Consider the following 9,591-nt stretch of genomic DNA (forward strand, 5'->3'; position numbering starts at 1 on the left):
GATACTCGTTACGAGTACGAAGCTAGGAGCGGCGGTGCTGTTCGTGCCACGCAACTTCGGCAACCCACAGTTGCGTCAAGCGCAAGTAGTGGTCGTCCCGGTGCCGGTTCCGGTGCCCTGGTAGCCGAACTCCACCGACTGGCCGGGGGACAGGGCGCCGTTGAAGCCCGCGTTCGTGAACCGGACCGTGCCGGTGTCGCCGCTGCGCCCGGCGTTCCACGCGGAGGTGATCGCGGCGCCCACGGGCAGGGCCGCGGTGACCGTCCAGCCGGTGATCGCGGCGGTTCCGGCGGTGACGCGGACCGTCGTGACGAACCCGCCCGTCCACTGGTTCACCGACGCCGAGGCCGTGCAGGTGCCGCCCGGCGGCGGCGTGGTGGGAGTGGTGGTCGGGGTGGTGGGGGGCGTGCTGCCGGGGCCGTCGGTGAGGACCGGCGTCGACCAGTCGCGCCACTCGGCCAGGTTTCCGGCCTTCTTGGCCGAGATCCGGAAGGTGCCGGCCGCGCTGCCCGTCTTCAGCAGGAACTTCTGGATGTTCTGCTGCAGCGGTGTCCGCCATTCGGGCCGCGACGCGCAGTGCGTGCCGTCCTGGACGTCGGACCAGTAGCTGATGTTCTCGCCCGCGCCTAGCGCCTGGTAGACCTCCGCGCCGGCCAGTGCCGCGACGCTGCCGGAGCGTGCGCCGAGCCAGTCGATGTGCGGGTTCTCCATGACGAACAGCCCGCGCGGCGCGACCAGCGCGACCAGTTCGTGGGTGTCCACCGGCAGCGACGCGGGATTGCCGGTGTACGCGCTGAAGGCGTCGCCGAACCACGGCTGCTCCCCGTAGGCGTTGCTCAGCGGCTGCGAGCCGCTTTCGCCGGGGATCCCGCGCAGGATCGGGACGCCGGCCGTGCCCGACTCGATCGGCATGGTGAGGGCGATGCGCTGGTCCAGCGCGCCGATCGCGAAGGCGCTCTTCCCGTACCGCGAACACCCGGTGACGCCGAGCGCGTCCGCCTTGAGGACCCCGCCGCCGGACTGCTCGACGACGTCGATGATCCGGCTCACGCCCCAGGCCCAGGCGGCCAGCAGCCCGGTGCTGCTGGAGGCGCCGTAGATGCTGTAGAACGCGCCCTGTTTGTTGTTTCGCGGGGTGCCTTCCTTGCCGACGGCGAGGGGGTCGTAGGTGATGACGGCGGCGCCGGACGCCTTGATGGTCGCGGTGTCCGCGCCGAATCCGCCGACCACGACGACCGCAGGAAATGGACCGGAACCGCTGGGCAGCTGGACACCCGCGGAGAAACTGGCACTGCGGCCGTTTTCACTCACGTTCACGGTGATTCCGGTGTTCGACACCGTGCCGGTGACACTCGCGGGTTTCGCCGGCTTCGAACCGTAGACCGTGCGCTCGGCGAGCTTCTTGATCTCCTCGCGACGGCACCGCCAGTCGGACTTGGCGGTGATGCGCGTGCCGTCGATCTTCTTGAAGGGATCGGGAAGTTTCGCGGTGCTGGGCCACGACGCCGGCACGGAGACGGGACAGTCGGCGCCGTCGTCCTCGACCGCCGCGGCGGCGCCGGAGGCGAACGTGACGACGCCGCCGAAGCCGGTCAGCGTGGCCGCGAACAGGACGAGGGCAGGACGGATCCGCACCGGGTGCTCCTTCCGGAAAATTGTCCCCGGAAAACGGTAGATCCGTTTTGCGTCGGCCGTCAAGAAGGCGCAGGAGTCCGAAACTTTCGAATTCCGGGTTATTCCGAAACTTTCGCGTGCTCGGCGTCGACGCGGGTGGTCACGCCGGTTTCGACGATCGTCCTCGTCGCCTCCACCGACGCGTACGTCCACAGGATGCGCATCGGCTCGGTCGCCGAGGCGTTGCGGAACCGGTGCGGGGTGCCCGCGTCGACGTACGTCGTGTCGAACCGCTCGAGGTGGTGCTCGGTCCCGTCGATCTCCACGATCGCCGAGCCTTCGAGGATCACCACGCTCTCCGGGCAGTTGTGCGTGTGCAGCGGGATGCCCGCGCCGCCCTCGAAGTGCGTGGTGCCGTTGAGGAACGCCTGCGCGCCGATCGCGCGAGTCACCAACGGCACGGTGCTCGCGCCGCCACCACGGTGGTGCGCGGGCAGCGATGCCGGGCGCAGCACCGACGGCGGGAACGACGTCGACCCCGGTCCGCGCCACACGGTCTTCGTGTTGGTGAACTCGCGGATCCCTTCGGCGCCCAGCTCGCGGCCGTACCCGGACTTCTTGATACCGCCGAACGGCAGCCGCGGGTCGGAGGCGACCATCCCGTTGACGAACACCGCGCCGGCCTCGAACCGGCGCACCAGCGTCGTGGCCCGGGAGAGGTCGCGCGTCCACAACGCCGCGCCGAGGCCGAACTCCGTGCGGTTGGCGAGCACGATCGCCGCGTCCGCGTCGGGCACCCGCGTGATCGCGGCGACCGGCCCGAACGTCTCCTCGTCGAACGCCGCCATGCCCGGCGTCACGTGGTCGAGCACGGTCGGCGGGTAGCAGTACCCGGGCCCGTCGGCCGGTTTCCCGCCCAGCAGCAGGGAAGCACCCGCGTCGACGCTCCGGCGGACCTGGTCGTGCAGCGTCTCGCGCAGGTTCTCCCGCGCCAGCGGGCCGACCTCCAGTGCGGCGGCCGCCGCGGTGAACTCTCGGACGAACTCGTCAGCCACGGCTTCTTCGACGATGAACCGCTTGGCGTTGACGCAGCTCTGGCCACCGTTGACGAACCGGGCCTGGACGGCGGTGGCCGCGGCGGCGGGCACGTCGGCGTCGGCCAGCACGACGAACGGGTCGGACCCGCCCAGCTCCAGGACCTGCTTCTTCAACGCCGCCCCGGCCTGCGCGGCGATGATCGCGCCGACCTCCGTCGAGCCGGTGAAGGTGACCGCCGCGATCCGCTCGTCGGCGATGAGCCCGGCGACGGCGCCGGACTCCACGAGCAGCACCTGGACCAGCCCGTCGGGTGTTCCCGCGTCCCGCACGACGTCGGCGATGGCCAGCGCGCACTGCGGGACGTTGGCCGCGTGCTTGAGGACGATCCCGTTGCCCGCGGCGAGCGCGGGCGCGGCGAAGCGGAAGAACTGCCAGAACGGGTAGTTCCACGGCATGACGGCCAGCACCACGCCGAGCGGGTCGTGCACGACGACGCTGTCGGGCGGGATCGGCCGGTCGGCGAGGTAGGTGGCCGCCTGCCCGGCGTAGTGCTCGCACGTCACCGCGCACTTCTCGATCTCGGCTTCGGCCTCGCCGAGCGGCTTGCCCATCTCCGCGGTGATCAGCCGGGCGTACTTCTCTTTGCCCGCCCGGAGAACGCGGGCCAGCTCTCGCAGCAGGCCCACCCGGCCGGTGACGTCGAGGGTGCGCCAGTGCGCCTGAGCGACGGCGGCCGCGTCGAGCGCGGCCTCGACGTCCACGGTGGACTGCGGGGTGAACCGGGCCAGCTCGGTGCCGGTGGCCGGGTCGACGGACAGGATCATCGGGCGCTCACCTTCGTCAGGGCGTGGGCGACGGCCTCGGCGAACCCGGCCGTGCCGAGGGAGCCGCCGAGGTCGCGGGTGCGGGTGGCGGGGTCGTCGAGCACGGTGTCGACGGCGGTGGTGATCAGCCCGGCGGCCTTGACCAGGCCGGGGTCGTCGTCGCGGCGGCCGCGCCAGTCGAGCAGCATCGCCGCGGAGAGGATGAGCGAGGTCGGGTTCGCGACGCCGAGCCCGGCGATGTCCGGCGCGGACCCGTGCTGGGCCTGTCCGACGCACAGGTCGTGGCCGGCGTTGATCGACCCGCCGAGGCCGAGACCGCCGGAGAGTTCGGACGCCTCGTCGGACAGGATGTCGCCGAACATGTTGGTGGTCACCAGGACGTCGAAGCGGTCCGGGGTGCGGATGAGCAGGGCGGCCGTCGCGTCGACGATCAGCTCCTCGAGTTCGACGTCCGGGTACCGCGAAGCGACCTTCCGGACCTCGCGCAGGAACAGCCCGTCGGACAGCTTGAGCACGTTGGCCTTGTGCACCGCGGTGACCTTGCGGCGGCGGCCGCGCGCCAGGTCGAACGCGGCCACGGCGACCCGCTCGGCGGCCTTCGCGCTCACCTTGCGGACCGAGAGCGCGAGATCGGGGTCGGGCATGAACTCGCCGGTGCCCGCGTGCATGTTGCGGTCGGAGTAGAAGCCTTCGGTGTTCTCGCGCACGATCACGAGGTCCATCGGGGCGCGCAGCAGGCTCAGCTCCGGCCGTGAGCGGCACGGCCGGACGTTCGCGAACAGCTCGAACACCGTCCGCAGTTCGGCCGAAGGATTGATGCCGCCCTCGGCGCGCGACGGGTACTCGTAGTGCGACACCGGGCCGAGCAGGACGCCGTCCACCTGCGGGATCCGGGTCATCACCGCGGTAGGCAGGGTGGTTCCCTCGGTGGCCAGCGACGCCAGTCCGATGGCGCGGGTCTCGAACTCCAGGCCGAGCCCCAGGAGCCGGTCGGCGGCGGCGAGGACGTCGAGGGTGGCGGTGGTGATTTCGGGGCCGATGCCGTCGCCCGGCAGGACCAGGATCTTCATGGGTGACGTCCTTCGGGTGCGGGGAGCAGGGCAGCGAGGTGCGGCCGCAGCCGCTCGGCGATCAGGCGGTAGCCGGCGGCGTCCGGGTGCAGGCCGTCGGCGAGGAACCCGGCGTCGGCCGGACCGAGGAGCGACGGGCCGTCGACGACCGGCAGGCCGTGGGCGGCGTTCGCGACCTCGGCCCGCACGTCGGCGAGGGTGAGCCCGAGCGCGTTGGGCTGCCGCTCGCGTTCGGGCGCGTGCAGGGGAGTGGTGAGCAGGATCGGCGTGTCCGGGTGGCCGTCGCGGATCGTGCGGACGAACCCTTCGAGCGCGGGCCCCAGCGAGCGCGCGGAAAACGTGGCGGCGCCGTGGATGTTGACGCCGACGCACAGGCTGATGACGTCCGCTTCGGTGTCGCGGATGTACCGGGCCACCACGGGATCGAGGTGGCATTCGCCCGCGAACCCCAGACAGCGCAACGACCAGCCCAGTTCGGTCGCCACCAGGGCGGGCCAGGTCTCGGACGGTCCGGCGGCCAGCCGGCACTGGGTGATCGAGCTGCCGTACGCGATCCAGCGCCGGCCTTCCGGTACCGGCGTCGCTTCGCCGCTCAGCTCGAGTTCCCCGAGGCTGACGGGACTCGACTGCGGCAGCCAGATCCGCACGCGCTTGCGCCCGGCCGCAAGCCCGTCGACGTGGACCGTGGGCGAGCGGCTGAGCAGGTTCCCGTCGACCACGACGTCGATGTCGGCGGTAGTCCGCACGTCCCAGTCGAATCCGCGCGCGTCGGTGTCGAACTCGAGCCGGACCCCGGCGGGCATCCGCGCGGCGTCGTCGAGCCGCGGGTGCAGCGATCCGGCGGGCAGCCGGCGGGGGACGAGCCGGCCGTCCTCCTCGGCGAGTTCCGCGTGGCCGCGCAGGAAGTCCTTCACGACGCGAGCTCCTCGGCGAGCTGCCCGACGGCGTGCCGCAGGTCCTCCTCGTCGATCACCAGCGGCGGCGCGAGGCGGATCGTCGAACCGTGGGCGTCCTTTGCCAGCACGCCGCGGCGGAGCAGTCCTTCGCAGACGTCGCGGCCGCTGCGGCCGAGGACGTCGACCCCGGCCCAGAGGCCGAGCGTGCGCACCTCCCCGACGTTCGGCAGCCCGGCGAGGAGCCCGGCGAAGACCTCGCCCAGCTCGGCGGCCCGGCGCTGCGGCTCGCCGGTCGCGAGCTTGCGGACGACGGCCGTGCCGATGGCGCACGCGAGGGGGTTGCCGCCGAAGGTGCTGCCGTGCTGGCCCGGCCGCAGGACGCCGAGGACGTCCCGGCGGGACACCACCGCCGACAGCGGAACCAGCCCGCCGCCGAGCGCCTTGCCGAGCAGGTAGACGTCCGGCACGACACCGGAGTGTTCGCAGGCGAAGGTGCGCCCGGTGCGGCCGAGCCCGGATTGGATCTCGTCGGCGATCAGCAGGACGTCGTGCGCAGTGCAGGTCTCGCGGACGGTGGCGAGGTAGCCGGCCGGGGGCAGGAGCACGCCCGCTTCCCCTTGCACCGGCTCGATCAGCACCGCGACGGTGTCCTCGGTGACGGCCGCGCGCAGTGCGTCGGCGTCGCCGAACGGGACGGTGTCGAATCCCGGCGTGAACGGGCCGAAGTCCGCCGTCGCGACCGGGTCGTCGGAGAAGCCGACGATGGTCGTGGTGCGGCCGTGGAAGTTGCCGCCCGCCACGACGATCCGCGCACGCCCGGCCGGCACGCCCTTGACCGTGTAGCCCCACTTCCGGGCCACCTTGATCGCCGTCTCGACCGCTTCGGCGCCGGTGTTCATCGGCAGCACCAGGTCCATCCCGGCGAGCGCGGCCAGTTCCTCGCTGAAGGTGCCGAGCCGGTCGTGGTGGAACGCGCGGCTGGTCAGCGTGAGCCGGTCCAGCTGCTCGTGGGCCACGGACAGGAGCTCCTTGTCGCCGTGGCCGAAGTTCAGGGCGCTGTACCCGGCGAGGAGGTCGAGGTAGCGCCGGCCCTCCACGTCGGTGACCCAGGCACCGCGTCCTTCGGCCAGCACGACGGGCAGCGGGTGGTAGTTGCGGGCGGTACCGGCCTCGACGCGGCTGATTTCTTCGGTCGTCGCGCTCACGGGCTCTCTTTCCTGGGACGGCGGGTGGTCCGGGTCTGGCTCAGCTCCGAGCGCAGGCCGGTCAGCAGCTCGGCGCGTTCGGTGGCGCGGGCCTCGTCCGTCGCGCGCACCGCGAGCACGAGGGCGTCGGTGAGCACCTGGGACGGCAGGGCTTCGCCGGTCGCTCCGGTGTCGCTGTCCACGGCGAACAGCGAGACGTGCACGCGGTCGGCGTACACGGGGACGAGCGAGTCGGAGATCAGCACGGCCTGCGCGCCGACGGCGACCGCGTGGTCGAGCACGATCTCCAGCTCGGCGAGCAGCCGGCCGGGGGAGTACAGGACGACGACGTCACCGCGGCCGAGTTCCAGGAGGTCGTCGGCCAGGCGGAAGCCGGTGGCGCCGCTGACCCGGGCGCGCCGGCCGATCCGGCGCAGCCGCAGGGCCAGGTAGGCGGCGACCGATTCGGACGGCCCGATCCCGAAGGCGAGTACCTCGCGGGCGCAGGCCAGGGTTTCGACCGCCGTGTCGAACGCGGGCTCGGTGGTGAGCCGCCAGGTGTCCGCCAGCCGCTGCGCCGCCTCGGTGAACACCCGCTCGAGCAGGGCGGCGGTCGCCGAGACTCGCTCGTCCGGCCGCCCGGGAGGGGGAGCCGGGCTCGTGGCCCGCACCACCTGCCGGGTGAGGCTGTGCCGCAGTTCCAGCAGGCCCGCGTACCCCAGCGAACGCGCCGTCCGGACGACGGTCGCGTCGCTCGTGCCGGCGGCCGCCGCGATCTGCCCGGCGGTGGCGAAGATGGCTTCGCGGCTGTGGGTGCGCAGGTACTCCGCGACCTTCCGCTCGGCCTTCGACATCATCGCCAGGCGGCCGGTGATCCGGTCCTGCAGCGACAGCTCTGTAGTGTCCATGTCAGTCATTGACTTCCCTGTAGGAATGACTACATAGTAACGCATCAATCATTCGATGCAAGGTCTGTAATGGCCACTACATCCGCTTGCCCGTCCCTTGCTGGAGCTCAGCGGCTCGCCCGCCGACCGCGGCCGCCACTCGACCACTACCGGCGCTCGTTCGCCCACAAGCCCGGCTTGGCCTGGGCCGACGTGGTCTCGCGGGTCGGGCTGTGGCTCGCCGCCGCCCACGCCCCGGACCTCCCCGAGGAGATGGACGGCATCGCGGCGGGCGCCGGCGTGCACCCGGACGAGGTGCTCGCGCTCAACGCCCGCGGCGAAATCGCGCGCAACCACGCCGGCGGCTTCACGGAGATGGACGGCTGCTCGTCGTTCGCGCTGCTGCCCGAGGCGACCGCCGACGATCACGTCTACTGTGGACAGAACGGGGACTGGCGGGCGGAGACCGAGGCCACGACGGTGCTGATCCGGATCGTGCGGCCGCCCAAGCCGACGGTGATCATGCGGGTGGAGGCGGGTCAGGTCGGCCGCCAGGCGCCAATTCGGCCGGACTCGCGCTCGACGCCAACGGCCTCGACGGACTCGGCGGGGGTGCACAAGGTCGTGCAGGAGACCATGAGTGACCACTTCGGGCACCCGCATGGGGTGTGCGCGCACCCCGGGCGGGCGACCCGGACGTGCGCCGCTACAAGACGACCGTGAGCAGCCTGGTCGACCTCACCGCGGGGGAGTACCGCGTGCTGCGCGGGAACCCGTGCGGGGGCGACTACCAGCTGCTGCCGTGGCACATCGCCGACGGCTCGGGTGGGTCATGAGCCGGTTTCGACGTGGTCGAGGACGCCGAGTGCGTCCGGGACCAGTACGGCGGCGGAGTGGTAGGCGCTCACCAGGTACGAGGTCACCGCCCGCTCGCTGATGCCCATGAACCGGACGTTCAAGCCGGGCTGGTACTCGTCCGGGAGTTCCTTGGGTCGCAGGCCGATGACGCCGGCGTCGTCTTCGCCGGTGCGCATGGCCAGGATCGACGTCGTGCCGGTCTCGGTGATCGGGATTTTGTCGCAGGGCAGGATCGGGACGCCGCGCCAGGTTTGGACGCGTTTGCCGTCGAGCACCGAGGTGTCGGGGTAGAGGCGCGTTCGGGTGCATTCGCGCCCGAACGCGGCGATGGCGCGGGGGTGGGCGAGGAAGAACTTCGTTTTGCGGCGCCGGCAGAGGAGGTCGTCGAGGTCGAGGGGGGGTGGGTGGTCCGGTGCGGGTGGTGAGGCGGTGTTTGAGGTCGACGTTGTGCAGGAGCCCGAAGTCGGTGTTGTTGACGAGTTCGTGTTCTTGCCGTTCCCGCAGCGCTTCCACGGTGAGCCGGAGTTGTTGTTCCAGCTGGTTCATGGGGTTGTTGTAGAGGTCGGTGACGCGGTTGTGCACGCGCAGCACGGTTTGCGCGACGGCGAGGTCGTACTCGCGGGGCGAGGGGTCGTAGTCGACGTAGGTGCCGGAGAGCATCGGCTCGCCGTCGTGGCCGGCGGAGAGGTCGATGCTGGCTTCGCCCTTGGCGTTCTGGGGTTTCCGTGGTCGGCCGAGGGCTTCGGCGACGTGGGCGCGGAGCGGCTCGGACCGGCCGTTGAGCCGGGCGTAGGCGTCCGCGGGCAGGACGAGGGCGATCACGTGGGTCGCGGCGCGGGCGGTGAAGGTCCACGTCGCGTCGTCGCGGGCGAGGAGTTCGGCGCCGAGGTGGTCGCCGTCCGTTGCGGTGCCGAGGTGGGTCTCGTCGCCGTACTCGCCGCGGCCGTGCTGGGTGACTTTGCCGTGGGCGATGAGGATCAGCGTGTCGAGCGGTGTGCCCGCGTCGATGATCGTCGAGCCGGGTTCGTATTCGCGTTGTTCGAAGGCTTCGGCGAGGGCGCTCAGTGCCTGTTCGTCGTTGAAGCCGCGGAGGAGTTCGAGTTCGGTGAGTTCGGCGGGGACGACTTGGATGCGGGCGCCGGTGTTGTAGAAGCTGACTTTGCCGTCGCCGATGGTGTAGGTGAGGCGGCGGTTGACGCGGTAGCTGCCGGCGGGGACGT

At 71.6% G+C, this 9,591-nt stretch carries 7 protein-coding genes and 1 pseudogene; 1 reads left to right on the forward strand and 7 read right to left on the reverse strand.

What is annotated here, in order from left to right; genetic code table 11:
- Positions 1 to 75: 75 nt before the first annotated feature.
- The 6 genes from QSK39_RS52845 to QSK39_RS52870 all read right to left on the reverse strand — a co-directional run bounded on the left by QSK39_RS52845 (position 76) and on the right by QSK39_RS52870 (position 7,534).
- Positions 76 to 1,635 (reverse strand): glucuronyl esterase domain-containing protein, encoded by a 1,560-nt coding sequence (locus tag QSK39_RS52845; RefSeq protein WP_285485434.1) that lies wholly within the window; start codon positions 1,633 to 1,635, stop codon positions 76 to 78.
- A 98-nt stretch (positions 1,636 to 1,733) separates the two neighbouring features.
- Complete coding sequence (locus QSK39_RS52850; protein ID WP_285485435.1) at positions 1,734 to 3,476, reverse strand: aldehyde dehydrogenase family protein; 1,743 nt, start codon at positions 3,474 to 3,476, stop codon at positions 1,734 to 1,736.
- On the reverse strand, positions 3,473 to 4,546 hold the full coding sequence (locus QSK39_RS52855) for an isocitrate/isopropylmalate dehydrogenase family protein (protein ID WP_285485436.1): 1,074 nt from the start codon (positions 4,544 to 4,546) through the stop codon (positions 3,473 to 3,475). The genes QSK39_RS52850 and QSK39_RS52855 overlap by 4 nt, the downstream gene beginning before the upstream one ends.
- A complete protein-coding gene (locus QSK39_RS52860; RefSeq protein WP_285485437.1) occupies positions 4,543 to 5,460 on the reverse strand; it encodes a GDSL-type esterase/lipase family protein in 918 nt (305 codons plus the stop codon). The genes QSK39_RS52855 and QSK39_RS52860 overlap by 4 nt, the downstream gene beginning before the upstream one ends.
- A complete protein-coding gene (rocD, locus tag QSK39_RS52865; protein ID WP_285485438.1) occupies positions 5,457 to 6,647 on the reverse strand; it encodes an ornithine--oxo-acid transaminase in 1,191 nt (396 codons plus the stop codon). Before rocD ends, QSK39_RS52860 begins: the two co-directional genes overlap by 4 nt.
- Positions 6,644 to 7,534 carry a MurR/RpiR family transcriptional regulator gene (locus QSK39_RS52870; protein ID WP_285485439.1) on the reverse strand — a complete coding sequence of 297 codons (891 nt, stop codon included), beginning with the start codon at positions 7,532 to 7,534 and terminating at the stop codon, positions 6,644 to 6,646. Before QSK39_RS52870 ends, rocD begins: the two co-directional genes overlap by 4 nt.
- 69 nt (positions 7,535 to 7,603) lie before the next feature.
- Here QSK39_RS52870 and QSK39_RS52875 point away from each other — a divergent pair, with 69 nt between their 5' ends.
- On the forward strand, positions 7,604 to 8,236 hold the full coding sequence (locus QSK39_RS52875) for a C45 family autoproteolytic acyltransferase/hydrolase (RefSeq protein ID WP_285485440.1): 633 nt from the start codon (positions 7,604 to 7,606) through the stop codon (positions 8,234 to 8,236).
- A gap of 107 nt (positions 8,237 to 8,343) precedes the next feature.
- Here the strand turns inward: QSK39_RS52875 and QSK39_RS52880 are convergent.
- Positions 8,344 to 9,591 (reverse strand): annotated as a pseudogene (locus QSK39_RS52880) (family 2B encapsulin nanocompartment shell protein); the annotation flags it as partial.

Origin of the sequence: Amycolatopsis sp. NBRC 101858, assembly GCF_030269325.1 — a bacterium.
Lineage (GTDB): Bacteria > Actinomycetota > Actinomycetes > Mycobacteriales > Pseudonocardiaceae > Amycolatopsis > Amycolatopsis ponsaeliensis.